The following is a 19,335-nucleotide window of genomic DNA, read 5'->3' on the forward strand; positions in this document are numbered from 1 at the left end:
ACGGTTATACGCTTACCTTATAACTACTTTTTGCCGCCTATTTTGACGTATTCCAGCGCTTCCAGCGCCGCCTTGCGGGCATTGTTCATGCAATCGGGAACGCCGACGCCGCCATAGGACGCGCCGGCCAGAAACAGGCCGTCATGGGCGGCCAAGCGCTCGTCTATTTTGGCGAGTCTTTCCGGATAGCCCATCGTATACTGCGGCATCGATTTCTTCCAGCGGAAGATCTTTGTCTTCGACGGTTCGGCGGTGATGCCCATCAGGTCTTTAAGGTCCGACTTAATCAACTTCAGAATCGTGGCGTCGTCTTCGTCAACAATAGCCTGGTTGAACGCCCCGCCGACAAAGGCCCTCAGAAGAACAAAACCTTCGGGGGCGCGGTTCGGCCATTTACTGGACGTCCAGGTGGACGCCATCAAGTTCCGGCCCTCAACCCGCGGCACCAGGAATCCGTTGGCGTCAAGCTCCCTCGGTATATCCTCTGTCCGGTATACAAGGTTGACGGTCGCTGATGAAACGGAATTGATTTCACTTAGCGGAGCGGCCAGTTCCGAATCGAAAGGTTCTACGAGCGCCGCCGTTTGAAAAGCCAGCGTGGTCAGCACGACGGCGTCGGCTTCTATGTCTCCTATGCCTTTGACCTGTAGTTTATATGCGGTCTTTCCGCCGGGTATCGTAATCTTCTCGATCCTTTGGACTTCGGTCTTAAGTTTCAGAACGTCCCGGCCGAGCGCGCGGGCTAAGGCGTCGGTCAATGTCTGCATCCCGTTCTTGAATGACACGAACATCGTCCAGCGTTTCGTGCCTGGTTCGGAGGCGGAAGAGGATGATCTTGAGGAGGACTTTATCGTCTTGGCCATTTTCCGCTTGCTTTTGAACATGGCTAGAATAAGGCTGCGGTCATCCTTTTCCATCTTAAGAAATCTGGGGAATGTGCTGGCCAGACTCATGGTGTCCGGATCGCTGGCGTGAATGCCGCCTATCAGCGGTTCAGCCAGAACGTCAAGGATCTCTTGTCCCAAACGGCGGCGGACGAAGCTGGACAGCTCCTCGTCTTCGTCAAGATTCTTCCGTCTGGGGATGAAAACGTCCATCGCGGCGCGTATTTTTCCCGGCCAGCTTATGAGTTTTGTTTTTATGAAGGGTTTGAACTTGGTCGGGATCATCATCATTACGCCTTCCGGCATCCTGATGAGTTGACCTTTCTTTATGATGTAAGTGCCTCCGGAAGCCGAGCGGGTATTGACCATCTCGTCTTCGATACCCAGTTTCTTCGCGAATTCAAACGTGGTGGGTTTATCGCTGATTACGCAATCCGGTCCGCCCTCTAAGATAAAACCGTCCTCTAAGACCGTCCTTATCTGGCCGCCGGCTTTGTCATTCTTTTCCAGGACTAAAAACTCGATATCCTTGTCGCCCTGCAGGCTTTCCTTAAGCGCGTAACCCGCAGCCAATCCGGCCGCGCCGGCGCCGACTACTACTATCCTCTTCAAGATGGTGTCCCCCCGTCCCGCAACCTCTTTTTCACCGCCGAGGCCATTGCCTTAGCTAGCATTTCGTTATCATTCAAACCGCGCACCCGGAAATAATCAAGTCCGAGGTCATGCGCTTGCCGTTTTAAAACAATATCAAGGTCATATAGTGTTTCTACATGGTCTGATATGAATCCGATCGGCGCGACTATGACCGCTGACGCGCCGTCCGCTTTAACCTCCGCCAACATCTCTTCGGCGGTCGGTTTAAGCCACTCGCCCCGGCCGTGCCCTTCGCTCTGCCAGCCGAAAAGCCATTTATCGAGCCCCGCGGTCTTGGCGATCAGGTCAACCGTCTCCGCAATCCGGGCTGCGTACGGGTCTCCCGCGTCGACCATTGATTTCGGTATGCTGTGCGCCGTAAACAAAACTCTAAAGTCGTCGCCCGCGCCGGCCATAGTCCCTTTTAAGCTAGCAGCAAAAGCCGTGATCAGGTCGGGCTCAGCGTGCCAGTCCTCGACTATTTCGAGCGCCGCGACTATACCGGCCTCCTTGACGGCTGCCGACGCCGCCCTCAAGTACTCTCCCGCGCTCATGTGTGAGAAATATGGAGTCAGGCAGATGGCGACAATCCGATCCGGCTTATCCGCGGCGGCCTCCCCGGCCGCTTCGCTTATTCCCGGATTCCAGTACCGCATACCTAAATATACTTTGGCCTCGAGACCGTCTTGCCGCAGCGTCCGTTCCAAAAGAGCCGCCTGTTTGCGGGATACCCCGCACAATGGTGAACCGCCGCCGATGAGACGGTATTTTTCCACCGCCTCTGCCAACCTTTCGGGAGGCAGTTCCCGGCCGGTTATTCGTTCAATAAACGGGCCCACTTCTTCCAAACACTCCGGCCCCCCGAAACCTAACAGCAATACGGCAATCATTTTCTCTGGCTTAAGGTGTGGACCGCGTCAACAAAGAACCGAGCGTTGGCGACAGAAGTCTCAGGTAGGATACCATGTCCCAGATTGAAGATATGCCCGGGTTTTCCCTTGACTCTTTTTAGGATCTCGGCCACCCGCTTTTCAATTTCCTCGGGCCCCGCCAGAAGGACAACCGGGTCGAGATTACCCTGAATCCCCTTCTCCCCGATGGCCTGCCAGGCGTCGTCCAGGTCGATCCGCCAGTCAACGCCGATAACATCCCCGCCGGCCTGAGCGACCGAGTCTAAGAAAGACCCCGCGCCATTGGCGAAATGAATCACCGGGACCCCTTCCCCTTTCAACGCGTCCAGAACTTTCTTGCTGTAAGGCATAACGCGCCGGCGGTAGTCATAAGGAGTCACGCTCGACGCCCACGACTCGAATAGCTGGACCGCTTGGGCGCCGGCTTCGATCTGAGCTTTCAGATAGATAATGACGACGTCGGCCAGCTTGTTCATCAACTTGTCATATATTTCAGGTTCTTTATACATCATCGACTTGATGTGGGTATAGTTCCGGGAGCCGCCGCCCTCGACGGCGTAACTGGCCAGCGTGTAGGGCGCGCCGGAGAAACCGATAAGCGGCACCCGTCCGGTCAGTTCGCGGCGAAGCTGTCTGATAGCCTCGTACACGAAACCTACTTCTTCGGGATCGATGACTCTGAGGGCGTCTACGTCGGCGGCCGTTCTGATCGGATGGTCCACGACCGGACCCCGCCCTTCCGTGAATTCGATGCCGACTCCCATCGCTTCGACCGGCACCAAAATATCGGAAAACAAAATGGCGGCGTCAACGCCGATGATGTCGACCGGCTGCAGCGTTACCTCAACGGCGAGCTCGGGAGTTTTACACATTTCCCAGAACGAATACATCTCCCGGAGGGCTCGATATTCTTGCAGGTAGCGACCAGCTTGCCGCATCAACCAGACTGGGGTGTAATCCGTCGGTTCGCGACGGCAGGCCTTTAGAAAGGGTGATTCTTGCATATCTTTGCGCACTGGCTTTCAACCTCCGGGCAGGAAAACGGGCGAACCTAAAAATATTACCACAACTTTGGTATTATGGCGGTATGTTATTAAACAACGAAGACGGATACACCCTGCTCGAATTAATGGTCGTCATCCTGATTCTCGGTATCCTGTTTTCGCTTGCCGTAGTCACTTATACCGGGGTGCGTAACAGCGGATTTGACGCGGAGGCAAAAGCCAACTTAAGACACGGCGTCACCGCGGCTCAGGCCTATTACACGGGGAATAACGCGGAATTCACCGGCATGGACGCCATTGAGCTTGAGAAACTCGCGCGCGGAATCGGTTTCCGTGACGGCGATATAAACACCGACAATGACGTCTACATTTCGGACGTTACAAGTACGAGTTATACCCTGAAGTGCCGGAGTCGAAGCGGCATTATCTTTATCGCCACCGGGGAACACATAAAAGTGACCTACAATTTTTAAGACACCTTGATAGCCATGAAATCTAACCGCGTCGTCGCTTATCTGGCCGTTTTGTTTCTACCGTCGCTTGGCCTATACCTCGCGATCGGACGGCTATCCGACCTTACCGTGGACGCCGTAACGTTTGTCTGGCTCTACGCCGCGCTATTCGCCCTTTATGCGTTGGCCGTGGTCCCGGTCCTCCGAACGCGCGGGACAAGCCGCGGCCTGCTGGTCATCATTATCGGCGCCGCAATCGTTTTCCGACTGGTTGCGGTATTCTCACCTCCGTTTTTATCTAATGATGTTTACAGATACGCTTGGGAGGGACGTGTCCAGAAAGCGGGGTTAGCGCCCTATCAATATGCTCCGAACGACAAGGCGCTGGCCAAACTAAGAGCCGAAGGCGGCTACCTGGAGATCCGCAACGCAAAAAAAGGTCGTTCCGTTTATCCGCCGGTCGCGCAGACATTCTTTTACGCCGCCGCGTTTGCCGGCAAATACAATGTAACGACGATCAAGGCGCTTTTGGCTATTCTGGACATCGCCACCATATTCTTGTTGCTGGGCTTGACGAGAAGGTTAAAAAGAGCGGACTCGCTAATAATACTGTACGCGTGGAGTCCTCTAGCCGTTCTTGAGATCAGCGGCACCGGGCACATTGACGGACTGGCCGTTTTCTTCATAACGGCGGCAGCTTATCTGGCGCTATCCAAACGGTCATTTTTGGCGGGCGGACTGGCCGGACTGGCCAGCGCTGCCAAAATATATCCGATCATCGTTCTGCCCGCTTTCACGAATCGTCGCGATTGGCGTCCTCTGACAGGAGCGGCCCTGTTTGGCACTGCCGCTTACCTGCCCTTCATTATTTCCGGCGGGTTATTTTTCCCTATAGGAACCGAAGCCGCCACGGCCGGACCGAAATTCAACGCCGGATTAAAAACAGTCGTCGAGTGGATCTGCGGCGGCCCCGGCCCCGGCGTAGATACGGCCTACATGTTGTTGACATTGGCCGTTTTAGCGGCCGCCTGCGGTTATTTTTGGCTAAAACAAAAAGAGCGCCAAGACATGATCCGCGCCGCTTATATACTGCTAGGGATGTTGATAGTCTTTCTGCCTTTCACCGTGCCCTGGTATCTTGTATTGATCTTACCGTTCGCGGCGCTGGAAGCAGCGCCGGCATTTTTTTACCTTTCGGGCACAGTTATGATGTCCTACCTTTTTTACGCTTACCAGCCATGGTCGCTGCCCGACTGGGTAAGGATGGTGGAGTTCGTCCCGTTTGCCGTCCTAATCGGCTGGGAGATTCTTACCCGCGACCGCGTTGCCAGACGGCTTGAAGAACCTACATTTTCGTAACCTTATAAATCGACCCGGATTTATCGTCCGAGATATAGAGCGAATTGTCCGGACCTTGAATAATATCCACCGGGCGGCCTAAGGCTCCATCAGGCGTCAGCCAGCCGGTAATAAAGTCGCTTTGTTGTCCGACCTGGTCGTATGACGGACCCGTTAAATCATATCTGACTACCTTATAACCCGTCGGCACACTACGGTTCCAAGAGCCGTGATAGGCGACGAAAAGATCGTTCTTGTACCCCGCTCCCCAGGCGTTTCCCGTAAAGAACCGCAAGCCTAGCGGCGCCGAATGGGCTTGAATCTCGATTTTGGGCAGTAACGATCCGGCGGCCTTGGCCGCGTCGTCATACATAGGGTCCGGAATCCGGTTGTCGTAGGCGTAAGGCCAGCCATAGTCGCCTCCTTGCTTTACGATGTTGATTTCATCCGGCGGCAGATCGTCTCCCAGATTATCCCTTCCGTTATCGGTCGCCCATAGCTCTTGGGTTACCGGATGCCAGACTAACCCGACCGAATTCCTTAAGCCCGTCGCGAAAACCTGTTCACCCGAGCCGTCCTCGTTATACCGGGTTATGGCTGCTCGCCGGCGATCGATTTCCGGATTGTTATTGGTTGAGGAACCGGCTGCAACGTAAATATTGTCATCGGGACCAAAGGTTACTGTTCTCGTATAATGGCCTCCCCCGCCCGGCAAGGAGGCCACCGGAACGCCGGACCCGACCGCGATAACTCCGGGCCGAGAGGTCTGATAGGAGTATTTGGCCAGCCGCTCCGTTTCGGCGATGTACAGGAAGCCTTTATGAAAGACCAGGCCGTGCGGATTATCCAAACCGGTCAAGCAGGTGACGGTTTGATCGGCGCGGCCGTTCTTGTCCACGTCCGGAAGCGCGACCACATTACCGCCATCCGTTATCGTCGCGATCAGCGTTCCTTGTTCATCGAAAGCCATGAATCTGACCATCCCGAGACCGGCGGTGAAAAGCTCTATCTTGAAACCGGCTGGTATTGTTAACGGCAAGCCTGTGGTATTCACGGCTCCCGGAATCGGCTTCACGGTTTGACTGGTCACCTTCGGTCTCGGCCCGATGGCCGGCTTTAATCCCGGCCAAATCCGCCAATAAAAATAAGCGGCGGCCGCTAGCGCTATGACCACGAACACGGCAGCAATATAGATGATTGCTTTTTTCAACTCGGCTCGCCTCCGTTCTATTTCAAAATACTCAGAACAGCGTCGGTCGCACGCCGGAAAACCGCTTCCAGACGCCGGCCGGCTCCTCCTCCTCTTTTTAACAACACGCGCTGCGTCAAGCCCTTGGCCATGGCGAACTTTAACTTCAGAATGGAAAAATCACCCTTATAAAGGAGGGAATGGCTGCGAGGCGAGGTCCAGGCCCCCGCTTTGAGTTTGTCTTTAACCTTGTCGTACAGATCGGTCCCGGGTAGCGGATACGGGACTGTATAGGATAAATAATCCAATGGTAAGGCTGATGACTGGTTAACGGTTTTGATGAGCGTTTCGTTCGTTTCGCCGGGATAGCCGAGGATGAAAAAACCGCCCGAGCTTAGGCCATGGCTGCCGGCCAGTTCGACCGCCGCCCGGCCTTCGGCGAACGTCGCGCTCTTGCGCATCGTCTTTAAGACCATATCATCACCGGATTCAAGACCGAAGAATAACCGCGCGCAGCCCGACTCGCGCATAAGGTCCAATACATGAGGCTGAAGGCTGTCCACCCGGCTCAGGCACTCCCACTCGACTTTAAGTCCTCTAGAAATGATGTCCTGGCAAATCTCGGCCGTCCGCTTCTCGTTCAGCGTAAAGCAGTCGTCAGCCATCCAAATACGGTCATAACCAAGCTTTGAGATCCGCTCGATCTCATCGACCACGTTCCCCGCGGACCGTTCGCAAATAACGCTGCCGAACACGGGCTTGCTGCAAAAACCGCATGAAAACGGGCAGCCGCGCGTCGTTATCATGGAAGTCGTCGTGTACCCGTAATTCCTTCTCCAGTACTCCTTATATCCCAGGTTGTCGAACAGTTCCCTAGCGGGAAAGGGTAACTCGTCCAACTCCTTAATCCTGTCGCGGGGGTTCGTCCGGCAGACCCGGCCGTTTTCCAAAAAGGCCAGGCCGTCCACCTCTCGCGGCTTATCCCCGCCGGAATCGAGTGCTGCGACCAACTCCGGCAGCGTCCGCTCGGCTTCGCCAATAATCACATAGTCAAAAGCGTCCAGGAATAAATCCGGATCGGCGGAAGGATAAGGACCGCCGGCTACAACGGCGCCGCAATCCTTTTTTACCTCTCTAGCCAGCGATAACGCCGCTTTTTCCATGGTCATCATGCAGTAGAATCCGACGACCGCCGGTTTGGCCAAGGCGATCCGATCGACCACGGAATCGCGAGAGTTGAAACTGCCGTCTAAAATCTCGACGCCATAGCCGGCCCGGATTAGAGAAGCGGCGAGATAGCCTAAGCCGAGCGGGGGGAATTTAAAGATTGAGCGATCTTTTGTCTCTCCGTAGAAATACGGATAGACCAGTATGACGTCTGTCACAGTTTAACCGTATAATGAAAAATGTCGTCAGGATACCGGCTGACGTCGTATATAAGACCTGACCAAGATAATTCACCATCCAGCGATTCCCTGCCCCGATAAAGCGCCGCGCCCGGCCGCTGACAGATCTCAAAACGTCGCTCGCCGTCGCGGCTTATGAAACCAGCTTTCTCGGCTTTGACAAGGTTCCAGCCGCCGATTGCGTGATCGCGTAGTTCCCGACCGTCGGAGTCCCGGAATAAAGGAAATTCAGCAGCGTCCAGTTCGTTCAGGACATAGACCCGCCTCCGCTCCGGCAAACGGCGGACCTCGGATAAGTCCACGGAAACGTCGATCGACCCTTTGCTTTTCCGGTATTCGACGGCCACGGACGCCAGCGCCTCCGTTTGTTTGAAACCCGCCCTTGTGCCGTTGGCGCGCGACGCCGATCTGGATAGCATCAGCCACCGTTGCGCCCAGGCCGAGGCCTTATACAAGGCACCGCGCGCTTCCAGCCATACATAGTCCGCTAACGCGTTAGTTTCTTGCCCTCGCTTATCCAGCTTTTGGATGGCGTCCAGACGGAAAGTCTTATGAACCGTTTCAGGCAACGACACAGGTTTCTCCTCGGCGGTGAAAGAAAGATAAGTGCGCCAGCCGGTGACTATCGCCGGCACGCCGAAACCCATACCCTCCCCGGATAGATCAGAACCGTTCCGCTCAAGAATCAAGCCCTTGGCCAGCCCGGCGGTCAACACGATTAGAATCCCTGGACTTTTACGTGCAAAACGTACGCTGAAAATGCCAGAAAGCCATGGATGAAACCGACAATTAGGATGGCCCACCCGTTGCGGCGATGCCAGACAAACGGGACAGGCAGCCAACGCTTGGCGATTAACACCTGGATTATTACCATCGTTCCCAAGAGAAGTCCGACCCAGAAGTAAAGCGGTAACCCGAAGAAGCTTGGAATAACGAACATCGTTCCCCCTTTCCTAAGACGACGCTCGGTAGAGATTCTATTTTCAGGTTAACCAAACCCCCAATTATTCTCAAGTTAATAAACATCCAGACCGATACTTGTAATAACAAGGGAAAGAAAGCGGGGAATCGTCATGGTACAGCAGATTCACCGAGCGTTCTATAGGAATAAGAAGAGAATCAGGCTGCTTCACGCGGCCATGATCTTCTCGCTGTGGGTCTTTGTCTTCTCTCCGGGTTGGGTATATTTTAAGTAAAGCTTGAACTCGCGGTTTAAGCGATGTGTCAAGATGTTCGACAAGTCCGAAGCGGGCGTCTTTAGACGGCCGCTTCGGATTCTTTATGTGCTATATTAAAAACATGGCTGACCTTCACGGCGATTCCCCACATGAACATGAGCACGATTTCGGCATTAGCTGCGATGACTGCATAGGCGAGGCCGCCGAGGCGCCCGGAATCAAGCCCTGGTATCGGGAGCCTCGCGTCGTTTTCCTGATCGCGGCGGCCGTCGTAACGGCCATCGGCCTGACGTTGGATTGGCTTCTGCCAGGAGTCTTCGCCAAAGCCGTATTGGGCCTGGCGATCATACTAGGCGTCGTTTACCCAGCTCGCGCGGCCTGGGATTCACTCCTCAAAAAAACTCTTACGATAAATACACTGCTGATAGCGGCCACAACCGGGGCGCTCGCGCTCGATCTCTGGGAAGAAGCCGCCACTTTAGTCGTCGTATTTTCTTTAGGCGGCGTCCTGGAAACCTATGCCGTCGAGCGAGCCCGGACATCCTTAAAACAGCTTGTAGATTTAACGCCGCGTGAAGCGCATGTTATTCGCGGGGGCGTGGAGACTCTTGTCGCCGTCGAGGACATTGGCGTCGGCGAGTTCGTTCATGTCCGTCCGGGCGAGCGGGTTCCCTTGGACGGCCGGGTGGCGGCCGGAGTATCCAGCGTCGATCAAGCGCCTATCACGGGCGAATCCATCCCTGTGTTCAAAAAACCGGGCGACGCCGTTTTTGCCGGTTCGATCAACCAGAAAGGATCTCTGGAAATAGAGGTTTCCAGCCTGTCCAAGGACACGACGCTGGCCAAGGTCATTCAATCGGTGGAGGAACACCAAGCGCATAAATCAACTTATCAACGCTTTGGAGAGAGATTTGGCCGCATCTACACGCCGGCCATGTTTGTCGTAGCTTTGTCCGTTATGACGCTGCCTCCCCTGTTGACCGGCGCGCCGTTCACAGACTGGCTCTACCGGGGCTTGGTTGTCTTGGTTGTTTCCTGCTCTTGCGGGATCGCGCTATCCGTGCCGGTCGCGGTGGTCTCAGCCATCGCCAGCGCGGCCAGGCGCGGCGTTCTTTTTAAAGGCGGCGCGTATCTTGAGCTGCTAAGCGGAGTAAAAAACATCGTATTTGACAAAACCGGTACATTAACTTACGGTGAGCCGATCGTCACGGAAATCATACCCTTTCAAAGCATTCCTGAAAAACGTCTGCTGGCCTTGGCCGGAGCCATCGAGAGCCGAAGCGAACATCCCGTCGCCGGCGCCATCATGGCCGCGGCCAAGGAGCGTTCTGTAGAACCCGCGCCTTCAACGAACTGGCGTTCCATACCCGGGCTCGGAGCCAGGGCGGTCATCGACGGTAAAACATATCATGCCGGTAACCAAAAACTCATCGAAGCCCATAATATTTCGCTATCTCCTGCCGAATCGGCTTTAAAACGATTGGACGAGGCCGGTCAGACACTGGTTTTCGTGACGGAAGGCGACGACCTTATCGGCCTGATAGCCGTTGCCGATACGGTTCGCGAGTCGGCCGCCGCGACGATGCGGGACCTGAAGGCCGCCGGTATCAATAGAGTCATGATGTTGACCGGAGACAACGAGGCGACGGCGAAACACATCGCCCTCGAGGTCGGTTTGGACGACTACCGCGCCGGATTGTTGCCTGACGATAAAGCCGGCATCATCGTCAACTTGATATCAGAGTTCGGTCCGGTCGCCATGGTCGGAGACGGCGTCAATGACGCGCCGGCTCTGGCGGCGTCTACCGTCGGTATCGCTATGGGCGCGGCCGGTTCGGATATCGCCGTTGAAACCGGCGACGTCGCTCTAATGTCGGACGACCTTAGCCGCTTGCCGTTTATCCTGAATCTGAGCCGGCGGACCGTATCAATCATACGTTTTAACATCGGCGCCGCGTTGGCGGTTGTGGCCGTTTTGGTCAGTCTGGCTCTCTTGGGACGGATCGACCTCGTTCCGGGTTTACTGATCAACGAAATCGCCGCGTTCTTTATCATTCTGAATAGTCTGCGGCTGTTGGCTTAGCTTAGTGACTTTGCCTTTCACTAGGGACAATGATAATCTTTTGCCAGTAGCGTGATAGCTTGATCCGGGGGCGATTGTGACTTTTATTCTCGACTTGATTGAATTCGCCGTATACGCAGTTTTGGCCTTGGCGCTGTTGATACACTTCCGGCGCGAGCCCGATTTAAAGCGCCTCCATATTTCACTAGCGTTCGGTATTGCCGCGCTGGGCTTCCTTTTTAATGTCGCGGACGATCTTTTGTATTTTGCCGGCTATATCGAAATCGCCAAGTTCGCCTTTAAATCATTCGATATCCTATTGATGATCGGCGCGTTTTATTTCTTCGTTTTCCTTAGCGACTTTAACGAGCGCCTTAAGAAAATCAAGGTTATTTGGTACGTGGCCTTACTGGGCGTTATCGCAGCCATCGCCTACCTTCAGATCGACTATGTAATTCAAGGGTCGTTTTGGACAGTCGTCAGAAGTCCGGCCGCCGGCCTGGCCCTGGTCTTCTACTGGACCGTAACTTTCGCTATCATCAGCGCTTCTTTTGTCCGATACGCCGCCCTGGCCAAGTCAAGAGTAGCCAAATACCGGATGTGGTTTCTGGCGCTTGGCGGCATCGCCGCCGTTTTGTCTTACTTGTCGGCCGTGTTCTTTAAATTCTCGCTGCCGAACCTTTTAATCGCTTCAGAAATGACGTCCAGCACCCTGGCTGTAGTCGCCGGAATCTTTTTCTATCTGGGAGCGGAAATGCCCGCCCGCCTAAAAAAGGCGTTTGAATAAGGAGGTAAGGTTATGAAAGAAATGACCGTAAAACCGTTAGCCTTCACATCATTACCGGGGTTATCAGAGAAGCTTCTCAGTGAGCATCATGATGTCTTATACGCAGGTTATGTCAAGAAACTAAACGAAATCCGGTCAAAGCTCGAAACCGCCGACCGGGCCGAGGCCAACGCGAGCTACAGCCTCTTCGGCGAGTTAAAGCGTGAGGAGACCTTCACCGCCAACGCCGTCAAGCTGCACGAAGCCTACTTCGACAACCTCGGGGGCAACGGCCAGCCGGACGACGCCATTCTGGAGATGATAAGCCGGGATTGTGGAGGCGTCGATACCTGGCGCGCCGAGATGACCGCCTCCGGTATCGCCGCGCGCGGCTGGGTAGTCGCGGCCTACGACCTCGACCTTGCGTGTTTAATAACCTACATCTGCGACACCCATAACTTAGGCTGTATTTGGAACGCGGTGCCGCTGGTTGTCTTGGACGTCTACGAACACGCCTACTACCTAGACTACGCGACCGGACGCAAGAGCTATATCGAGGCGGTCCTTAACAATCTGAACTTCGCCTATGCCAACGATTTGATAAAGCGCTCGGACCTTAGGTAAGATACGCCCGGTATGAATTTTTCAGGCGTCCTGTTCTTTAGCTTTATTGCCGGTCTGTCGACGGTCGCCGGCGTTTATTTGGTTAGGGTTTTTGGCGCCTGGACCCGGCGGAACTCCCTGTATTTAATCAGTTTTGCCGGCGGCGTGCTGGTCGCGACGGCCTTCCTTGAACTTTTGCCGGAAGCCGCGGTCGAGACAAAGATGTGGCCGACCGCGGCGCTGATCGGTGTGGTCGGGCTGTTCGTAGTCGAGCATTTCATGGCGATTCACGAGTGCCAGGACGAGACCTGCGATATCCACAATATCGGTACGATCAGCGCCCTGGGGATAGGCATCCATTCTTTGATCGACGGCGTTGTCATCGGCGCGGGCTTTCAAGTAAGCGTCGCGCTAGGTCTTATCACGGCGGTCGCGGTAATCGTTCACGAAGTACCGGAAGGCGTTTTCACCTATGGCTTGCTTATCGCAAGCCATGAACCGGAACGCAAATCCCTGATCATCTCCTGGATTGTAGCTTTAGCCACGCCCGTTGGCACACTTCTAACTTACTCCGCCCTACAGGGCTTGGGCCCTGACGTTCTAGGCATTATGTTGGCTTTATCGGGAGGCACCTTTGTTTACGTCGGTACTGCCGACCTGCTTCCCCAGATTCACCGCCGGCCAAACGTTAAAGCCCTCTCGATTATGCTGGCCGGCGTCATCTTCGTTGTCTTGTTGGGTTACTTTTTCGGTTGATGAAAGGAGTTTTATGAAGGTCAGTGTTGACAGGGATCTATGCATCGGCGATGCGAGCTGCGCTGAAATCTGCCCCGAGGTATTTGAGATGCGCGACGACGGTCTGGCATATGTTAAAGACAACGCCGACTACGAGGCTTGCGGCGATAAACTCAAGGACGCGGTAGAGGGTTGTCCGGTCGGAGCAATCATAATCGAGGACTAAGAATCCGCGGTTTATTGACTTCTGCTCTGCTATCGTCATATTATCTATGTGCTTATTATCTATGTGCTTATTAGATTATTTGAATAAACACCTTAAGAGAGGCGGTGCCGTTTGGACAAAGCATTCTATTGTCTGCACTCGGAGTTATGTAAGACACTGGCCAACCCCAAGCGTCAGGAAATCCTGGATATTCTACGAAACGGCGAGAAAACGGTTAACGATCTTGTCGCACTGACCGGCATCCCGCAAGCCAATCTATCCCAGCACCTCGCGATTCTAAGGACAAAAGGCGTGCTTGCCAACCGGCGCCAGGGTGCCAACGTCTTCTACGGAGTCGCAAATCCGAAAATCATTCAGGCCTTCGACCTTATTACAGAGGTTTTGCAAGAACAGCAGGCTAAGACGGACAAGGCTATCGACGAGGGTCTGCACCACGAGTTTTACTCATAAAATTAGGAGCGCGGTACCCGGATACCGCGCTCCAATTGTGAACTTGCCTTGCTTTTAACCTTCCGGAGCAAGCTCCGCTTCTTCCAGAGTCGTCATATCTACGACTTTCGGCGCCCTGACCATTAGGGTCATGGCCGCCGCCAAGACGCATAGACCGGCCGCCAAGGCATACGCGCCGGCGTATGAACTGGTCGCGTCAACTATCGAAGCCGCGGTTTGGGCTCCGAACACGCCGCCTACACCCCAAGCTGTAAAAACTAGTCCGTAATTGACGCCCATGTTCTTGACTCCAAAGTAGTCGCCGGTGGTGGCCGGGAACAGAGTCAGGTTGGCGCCGTAGTTGAAGCCGACGCCGAAGGCTCCGATGACCAGCAATAGCTGGCTGGTACTCTGCCAAAGCACGCCCATGAACAGCGCCTGCGACATGAAGAACAACATCATGGCCATCGTTCGGCCGATTTTATCAGACACCATGCCCGCGACGATCCGGCCGCTGGCGTTGCCTATCGCCAGTATGGCCACCAGGAGAAATCCGAGAGCGGCTTGTTCGGCCGGCAACTGAGCTTTCGCTATCTTGGCCATGTGACCGATGATCATCAAACCGGCAAACGACACAAAGGCATACATAATCCAAAGCGCGTAAAACTGCCAGGTCTTGACCATCTCATGCCAATCGTATTCACGCTTTCCAGCGACAGGAGCCCGGGACGATTTTTCTTTGGTGCTTGTATCCTCCGGAACTACGTATCCCTTCGGCGGATTTTTTATGAATTGAGCGACTAGAACGGTAATAACCAGGAACAAGATTCCTAGAATCAAAAATGTCTTGTTGACGCCTAGCCCGAGTCCCGCTATTTCGGTAAACTTCAAGTCAACCTTCGCGCCAAGCAGCCAGGTGGTCAGCGGTGAGATATAAACCGACGCCAGACCGAAACCGGCCACGACAATGCCCGTGATGATTCCTTTCTTTGTCGGATTAAACCATTTAACCGCTGCCGGCGTAGCCGAGGCATAGCCCAATCCTATACCGGTCCCGCCCAGGACACCGAAGCCGACCACCATCATTGCGATCGTGCCCTTCGGAGTGAAACTGGCGATAATGAGACCCAGACCAATCAGAGCGCCGCCTATCGTGGCGACAATCCTCGGTCCGAATTTGTCCTGGGCGCGGCCTGCGAAGACCATAACGACGGCAAAAACGCCTAACGCCACCGAGTACGGCAATGACGCTTGCGCGGCCGTTAACCCCCATGTTGTAGCGCTGGTCGCGCCGGTGACTGGATCTACTTTCGGCGCCGAGATATAGGCGGCGATAACGCTCCAGGAATATAAAACACCAAGACACAGGTTAATCGCCAAGCCAGCGGCCACGACGACCCAGCCTTTGTTTCTTGATACTTTTGCTATCATATAAGAACTGCCTCCCTTAACCTGTCAGTACTTACTATGGATCATCCGGGCTTGATCATCTGTTAATAATCGTGGTTATCCATTGCCCCCTTCCAGGACCGTTATGATTGTTACGTTCTTTAAAGCGAAGCGTTTAGAAACGCATCACCTGACGTGCCATTCTTCGTTGCATGTGTTACTTAATTATTCGATTATGACCTGATTGATACATAATTGCAAGAGGATTTTTGGATTATTTTCCGCGGGATTTGCCTGTTTTTGGCAGTTACCGGATCGTTTAGTCTTGGCCAAGAAAAAGGTTGGTTATCGGCAGACGGCGATCCTTGCCGAAAGCTTTCGGCGTAATCTTGATCCCCGGCGGCGCCTGGCGGCGCTTATACTCGTTCCGGTCGATCATCCCGACAACGCGGTTCACGGTTTCTCTGTCAAAACCCTTCGCCTCGATCTCATCCGGGCTTAAATCCTGCTCAACATAGGCATTAATGATTGGATCCAGTACTTCGTACGGGGGCAATGAATCAGTGTCTTTCTGATCCGGCCGCAGTTCGGCGGTCGGCGCCTTGTCAATGACGGTATGCGGTATAACCCGGCTGAGGCCGTTGCGATAGTCCGCCAATTTGTAGACCATAGTTTTGGGCACATCTTTGATTACCTCGAAGCCGCCGGCCATGTCACCATAGAGGGTCGAGTAGCCTACAGCAAGTTCGCTTTTGTTTCCAGTGGCCAGGACCATCCAATGGAATTTATTGGCCAAGGCCATTAGCATATTTCCGCGAATCCGCGCTTGAATGTTTTCTTCCGCAATATTAAAGGGAAGATTGCCGAAATTCGGGCGCAGCGCTTTTAAATACCTTTCAAAAATATCGTCTATGCCGATTTCTTTAAACTCCAACCTCAGGTTACCGGCAACCTCGCGAGCGTCTTCCCTGCTTTCATCGGAGCTGAAGCGAGACTGCATATAAACCGTCTTAACACTTTCCGGTCCCAGCGCGTCAGCGGCGATAGCCGCCGCCAAGGCGGAGTCGATGCCGCCGCTTAAACCCAAGACCACTATCTTAAAGCCGTTCTTCCGCACGTAATCGTGCAGACCCAGGACTAAGGCGTGATAAATCTCGGCCGCTTCGCCATACGGCGTAGCCGGTTCTGAAACCGCTTCGGCGCGTCCTTCGTCGGTGTCGATGTCCGCCAGTATCAAGTTCTCTTCAAACTGTTTGCCTCGGGTTACCACACTGCCGCGGGGATCAACCAAAAGGCTCTCCCCGTCGAAAACAAGCTCGTCCTGCCCGCCGACCAGGTTTACATAGACAATGAAAGCGCCGGTTTCCGCCGCCCTGTCTCTTAGCATCATCTCTCGTTCTTTCCCTTTGCCGATATGATACGGAGAGGCGTTTATGTTGAAGATTACCTTGGCGCCCCCGGCCGCCTGATAAAAAGCAGGCCCTTTTTCTTCCCAGATATCCTGGCAGATCGACAAACCGGATGTAACTCCGCCGACATCAACAACTGGATATTCGGTGCCGGGTTTGAAATAACGCATCTCGTCGAATACACCGTAGTTCGGCAAATGTACTTTACGGTAGACGTTCATTATCCGGCCGTTGGCCAGCAAGGCAGCTGAATTCCCGGGTAAACCGCCGGTGGCGGATTCCTCGGCAAAGCCGACTATGGCGTAGATATCACCGATCGATTCGGCCAGTTCCTGTAGCGCTTCCTGTGAGCGCCGCAGAAAATGCGGTTTGAGGAGGAGGTCCTCAGGCGGATAACCGGTCAGACAAAGCTCCGGAAAAATCACTACGTCTGCTCCGGCCTCGACGGCCTTAGAGACATTGCCGGCGATTTTTTCTTTGTTACCTTCTATGTCGCCAACGGTCGCGTTGATTTGGGCCAACGCGAGTCTTAAAACACCCAAGAGAAAGCCCCCTTCCTCGATATCTTATCATATGACCGAAGGGGGCTTTCCATCCTGTCATCTTTAACAGGACGCTGTAAATTAGTCTTCTATGATGTTATACGGGTGACCTCTCGGCGGGGTGTCGTCTTCAGGTTCGTGACATCCCGCGCTGCAAGACGCAGACGGTGGCGGTGTCGTCCCGCCTCCTCCTTCGCTCGGGGGCGGAGTCGAGCCGGTTCCCGGATGTCCGGACGGCAAGCTTCCGCTCCTTGGCGAGTGGCAACCTGTGCTGCACGATGTGTTGGGCGGCGGTGTCGTTCCGCCTCCCCCGCCTGGCGGTGACACTCCATATGGATGTCCCGGCCCCGGCGTTCCTGGTCTGGGCTCATGACAACCGGAGCTGCAAGAACCCGAACCGCCGCCGCTACCGCCTCCGGGCTGCGGTACCGCTCCGTAAGGATGGCCCGCACCTGGTGCGGAGCTGCGGGCGCCGTGGCAACCCGCGCTACAAAATGTTGTGGCGGTTCCGGAGCCGCCCTGGCTGGGCGCTACCGCGCCATACGGATGCCCCGGTCCGGGCGTTCCCGCACGCGCCGCGTGGCATTCTGTGCAAGACCCGACGGCCGCGCCGGTCCCCAACGCCGCTGAGGCCAGATAGCCGATGTGGCTTGCCGGCCGCTGACCTTTCGGAACCGTCTTATGGCACTTCAAACACTCCGTTACCGGAACGTCTTCCGTCTTCGCGGTTTTGGAAATGCCGAAACCTGCTAGGTCTGACAATACCTTAGCTGGAGCGTTTGCCAGTTCCCGGCCGACTTGTCCGGACTTGTCTCCGACAACCGCAACAACACCGCTCAACAGTATGGTCATCGCAATGCCGAAAACAAACGCTTGTTTCTCTAATCTCGTCATGCGTTCCTCCTAGATGAGATTATTAGAATACTCTTATATATATTATCGGGCGGTTTTCACAAGTTCTCAAGCCATTTATGCTAGAATGTCGGTATGAACTGGGTAGATCTTGCAATAATCATCCTGTTTGTTTTGAATATTATTAGCGGTTGGCAAAGCGGTCTGATTGCAGGGGCGGCTGAACTTATCAGCCTTTTGGTTTCGATTTTCTTAGCCGTCATCGCTTTGCCCGTCTTGGCAGGCTTTCTGCATTCGATAGGATTTTCCATTAATATGTCGTTGTTCTTCGGATTCGGATTTGTGTTAATCGCGGTTCAGATAGGTTTGGCCATCGCGACCATGCCTTTTACGAAACGGATTAAGAGGAAATTCAAAGATACGGTGTTCGGCGCGGTTAACCGGGCTCTGGGACCGATTCCGCATCTGATTATGTTTTTTGTCAGCACGTCGTTCATATTAGCAGCTTTCCTGGCGTTCCCGATCTTCGGACCCATGAAATCTTCCATCTCGTCCAGCCGGTTCGGGACAAGCCTGGCCGCCCCGGCTGTCAGAATCTTGAATCCGATAGCCGCCGACCTCAACAAAAATGCTAAAAGCTCTCCTATTTGACCTTGACGGCACTTTGCTGCCGCTGGAATTTAACGAGTTCATTCCGGGGTACTTTGCCGAACTTTCCAGAAAATTCAGTGACATCTTTCCGGACGGCAGCCTGCCCGCCCTGATCACCGCGTCAACGGACGCGATGGTCTTCAACGATGGCTTACAATCTAATAGCGACGCTTTCTGGAGTGATTTCTCCAACCGGACCGGAAAATCCCGGCAGTCGCTGGAGCCATTGTTCGAGGAATTCTACCGGTCGGATTTCAGCCGTTTAGGAGACGGTGTAGGTTCTTGGCCGGAAGCGGCTCGCGTCCTGGATGACGCTAAGTCGGCGGGGGCGACAATGGTCTTGGCGACCAACCCTGTTTTCCCCAGACTGGCCGTAGTGCACAGACTGGCTTGGGCTGGAATCGATCCATCCAGATTCGATCTGATAACCGACTACGACAACATGAGGTACGCCAAGCCAAATCCGGAATATTATCGGCAGATCGCTTCCGATATCGCGAAGCCGCCGGAGGAGTGCTTGATGGTCGGGAACGACGCCGGCCTCGATCTGGTTCCCGCCAAGTCCGCGGGCATGGCCACCTTTATGGTAGAAAACGATTATTCCGTCCGCGACGACGGGTTCACGCCGGATTTCTCAGGCCGGCTCGAAGATCTCCTAGAACTCTTATACTAAAGC

At 54.4% G+C, this 19,335-nt stretch carries 20 protein-coding genes; 10 read left to right on the forward strand and 10 right to left on the reverse strand.

The window, feature by feature from the left end; all coding sequences use genetic code 11:
• Nucleotides 1–23 precede the first annotated feature (23 nt).
• From hemG to hemE, 3 genes are read right to left on the reverse strand one after another with little or no spacing between them, the layout of a single operon-like run.
• Nucleotides 24–1,496, reverse strand: coding sequence for a protoporphyrinogen oxidase (hemG, locus tag WC891_00305; GenBank protein MFA5866394.1), 1,473 nt, complete (start codon nt 1,494–1,496; stop codon nt 24–26).
• Complete coding sequence (gene hemH / locus WC891_00310) at nt 1,493–2,407, reverse strand: ferrochelatase (protein MFA5866395.1); 915 nt, start codon at nt 2,405–2,407, stop codon at nt 1,493–1,495. The genes hemG and hemH overlap by 4 nt, the downstream gene beginning before the upstream one ends.
• On the reverse strand, nt 2,404–3,432 hold the full coding sequence (gene hemE / locus WC891_00315) for a uroporphyrinogen decarboxylase (GenBank protein MFA5866396.1): 1,029 nt from the start codon (nt 3,430–3,432) through the stop codon (nt 2,404–2,406). Before hemE ends, hemH begins: the two co-directional genes overlap by 4 nt.
• An 83-nt stretch (nt 3,433–3,515) precedes the next feature.
• On the opposite strand from hemE, the gene WC891_00320 reads away from it, so the two are divergent.
• Entirely contained in the window at nt 3,516–3,905 is a 390-nt protein-coding gene (locus tag WC891_00320; GenBank protein MFA5866397.1) for a prepilin-type N-terminal cleavage/methylation domain-containing protein, read from the forward strand.
• Nucleotides 3,906–3,920: 15 nt separating this feature from the next.
• The gene (locus tag WC891_00325) at nt 3,921–5,243 is read left to right on the forward strand and encodes a glycosyltransferase family 87 protein (protein ID MFA5866398.1); all 1,323 of its coding nucleotides are present in this window, start codon (nt 3,921–3,923) and stop codon (nt 5,241–5,243) included.
• Here WC891_00325 and WC891_00330 read toward each other — a convergent pair.
• The 4 genes from WC891_00330 to WC891_00345 are packed head-to-tail and all read right to left on the reverse strand — an operon-like array spanning nt 5,230 to nt 8,757.
• Nucleotides 5,230–6,432: a PQQ-dependent sugar dehydrogenase gene (locus WC891_00330; GenBank protein MFA5866399.1), complete on the reverse strand. Its 1,203-nt coding sequence runs from the start codon at nt 6,430–6,432 to the stop codon at nt 5,230–5,232. The two genes, WC891_00325 and WC891_00330, sit on opposite strands and share 14 nt — an antisense overlap.
• Nucleotides 6,433–6,449: 17 nt before the next feature.
• Nucleotides 6,450–7,796: a radical SAM protein gene (locus WC891_00335; protein ID MFA5866400.1), complete on the reverse strand. Its 1,347-nt coding sequence runs from the start codon at nt 7,794–7,796 to the stop codon at nt 6,450–6,452.
• The gene (locus WC891_00340) at nt 7,793–8,530 is read right to left on the reverse strand and encodes a hypothetical protein (GenBank protein ID MFA5866401.1); all 738 of its coding nucleotides are present in this window, start codon (nt 8,528–8,530) and stop codon (nt 7,793–7,795) included. The genes WC891_00335 and WC891_00340 overlap by 4 nt, the downstream gene beginning before the upstream one ends.
• A 5-nt stretch (nt 8,531–8,535) precedes the next feature.
• Nucleotides 8,536–8,757: a hypothetical protein gene (locus WC891_00345; GenBank protein MFA5866402.1), complete on the reverse strand. Its 222-nt coding sequence runs from the start codon at nt 8,755–8,757 to the stop codon at nt 8,536–8,538.
• 359 nt (nt 8,758–9,116) lie between these two features.
• Here WC891_00345 and WC891_00350 point away from each other — a divergent pair, with 359 nt between their 5' ends.
• The 6 genes from WC891_00350 to WC891_00375 all read left to right on the forward strand — a co-directional run bounded on the left by WC891_00350 (nt 9,117) and on the right by WC891_00375 (nt 13,837).
• Nucleotides 9,117–11,078 (forward strand): cation-translocating P-type ATPase, encoded by a 1,962-nt coding sequence (locus WC891_00350; protein MFA5866403.1) that lies wholly within the window; start codon nt 9,117–9,119, stop codon nt 11,076–11,078.
• A 76-nt stretch (nt 11,079–11,154) separates the two neighbouring features.
• A complete protein-coding gene (locus tag WC891_00355; protein ID MFA5866404.1) occupies nt 11,155–11,844 on the forward strand; it encodes a hypothetical protein in 690 nt (229 codons plus the stop codon).
• 12 nt (nt 11,845–11,856) lie between these two features.
• Nucleotides 11,857–12,447: a Fe-Mn family superoxide dismutase gene (locus WC891_00360; protein ID MFA5866405.1), complete on the forward strand. Its 591-nt coding sequence runs from the start codon at nt 11,857–11,859 to the stop codon at nt 12,445–12,447.
• Nucleotides 12,448–12,459: 12 nt separating this feature from the next.
• Nucleotides 12,460–13,182, forward strand: a complete 723-nt coding sequence (locus tag WC891_00365) for a ZIP family metal transporter (GenBank protein MFA5866406.1) — start codon at nt 12,460–12,462, stop codon at nt 13,180–13,182.
• A 13-nt stretch (nt 13,183–13,195) separates the two neighbouring features.
• On the forward strand, nt 13,196–13,387 hold the full coding sequence (locus tag WC891_00370) for a ferredoxin (protein ID MFA5866407.1): 192 nt from the start codon (nt 13,196–13,198) through the stop codon (nt 13,385–13,387).
• 111 nt (nt 13,388–13,498) lie between these two features.
• Nucleotides 13,499–13,837: a metalloregulator ArsR/SmtB family transcription factor gene (locus tag WC891_00375; protein MFA5866408.1), complete on the forward strand. Its 339-nt coding sequence runs from the start codon at nt 13,499–13,501 to the stop codon at nt 13,835–13,837.
• Between the two features lie 54 nt (nt 13,838–13,891).
• Here WC891_00375 and WC891_00380 read toward each other — a convergent pair whose 3' ends face one another.
• The 3 genes from WC891_00380 to WC891_00390 all read right to left on the reverse strand — a co-directional run bounded on the left by WC891_00380 (nt 13,892) and on the right by WC891_00390 (nt 18,050).
• Nucleotides 13,892–15,247 (reverse strand): OFA family MFS transporter, encoded by a 1,356-nt coding sequence (locus WC891_00380; GenBank protein ID MFA5866409.1) that lies wholly within the window; start codon nt 15,245–15,247, stop codon nt 13,892–13,894.
• A 277-nt stretch (nt 15,248–15,524) separates the two neighbouring features.
• Nucleotides 15,525–17,156 carry an NAD+ synthase gene (locus WC891_00385; GenBank protein MFA5866410.1) on the reverse strand — a complete coding sequence of 544 codons (1,632 nt, stop codon included), beginning with the start codon at nt 17,154–17,156 and terminating at the stop codon, nt 15,525–15,527.
• A gap of 81 nt (nt 17,157–17,237) precedes the next feature.
• Nucleotides 17,238–18,050 (reverse strand): hypothetical protein, encoded by an 813-nt coding sequence (locus WC891_00390; GenBank protein ID MFA5866411.1) that lies wholly within the window; start codon nt 18,048–18,050, stop codon nt 17,238–17,240.
• A 93-nt stretch (nt 18,051–18,143) separates the two neighbouring features.
• Between WC891_00390 and WC891_00395 the strand changes: the two genes are divergently transcribed.
• Nucleotides 18,144–18,659 carry a CvpA family protein gene (locus WC891_00395; GenBank protein ID MFA5866412.1) on the forward strand — a complete coding sequence of 172 codons (516 nt, stop codon included), beginning with the start codon at nt 18,144–18,146 and terminating at the stop codon, nt 18,657–18,659.
• Nucleotides 18,637–19,332: an HAD family hydrolase gene (locus WC891_00400; protein ID MFA5866413.1), complete on the forward strand. Its 696-nt coding sequence runs from the start codon at nt 18,637–18,639 to the stop codon at nt 19,330–19,332. Before WC891_00395 ends, WC891_00400 begins: the two co-directional genes overlap by 23 nt.
• The last annotated feature ends 3 nt before the right edge of the window (nt 19,333–19,335 follow it).

It is taken from the genome of Actinomycetota bacterium (genome assembly GCA_041658625.1).
Lineage (GTDB): Bacteria > Actinomycetota > JAHEXW01 > JAHEXW01 > JAHEXW01 > JBAZZW01.

Excerpts from the sequence above, each read along its gene's own strand:
- WC891_00395 (MFA5866412.1), top strand. The coding sequence starts at position 18,144 with ATGAACTGGGTAGATCTTGCAATAATCATCCTGTTTGTTTTGAATATT.
- hemE (MFA5866396.1), bottom strand. The coding sequence starts at position 3,432 with ATGCAAGAATCACCCTTTCTAAAGGCCTGCCGTCGCGAACCGACGGAT.
- hemH (MFA5866395.1), bottom strand. The coding sequence starts at position 2,407 with ATGATTGCCGTATTGCTGTTAGGTTTCGGGGGGCCGGAGTGTTTGGAA.
- WC891_00400 (MFA5866413.1), top strand. The coding sequence starts at position 18,637 with ATGCTAAAAGCTCTCCTATTTGACCTTGACGGCACTTTGCTGCCGCTG.
- WC891_00365 (MFA5866406.1), top strand. The coding sequence starts at position 12,460 with ATGAATTTTTCAGGCGTCCTGTTCTTTAGCTTTATTGCCGGTCTGTCG.
- WC891_00360 (MFA5866405.1), top strand. The coding sequence starts at position 11,857 with ATGAAAGAAATGACCGTAAAACCGTTAGCCTTCACATCATTACCGGGG.
- WC891_00370 (MFA5866407.1), top strand. The coding sequence starts at position 13,196 with ATGAAGGTCAGTGTTGACAGGGATCTATGCATCGGCGATGCGAGCTGC.
- WC891_00350 (MFA5866403.1), top strand. The coding sequence starts at position 9,117 with ATGGCTGACCTTCACGGCGATTCCCCACATGAACATGAGCACGATTTC.
- WC891_00320 (MFA5866397.1), top strand. The coding sequence starts at position 3,516 with ATGTTATTAAACAACGAAGACGGATACACCCTGCTCGAATTAATGGTC.
- WC891_00345 (MFA5866402.1), bottom strand. The coding sequence starts at position 8,757 with ATGTTCGTTATTCCAAGCTTCTTCGGGTTACCGCTTTACTTCTGGGTC.
- WC891_00390 (MFA5866411.1), bottom strand. The coding sequence starts at position 18,050 with ATGACGAGATTAGAGAAACAAGCGTTTGTTTTCGGCATTGCGATGACC.
- WC891_00380 (MFA5866409.1), bottom strand. The coding sequence starts at position 15,247 with ATGATAGCAAAAGTATCAAGAAACAAAGGCTGGGTCGTCGTGGCCGCT.
- WC891_00325 (MFA5866398.1), top strand. The coding sequence starts at position 3,921 with ATGAAATCTAACCGCGTCGTCGCTTATCTGGCCGTTTTGTTTCTACCG.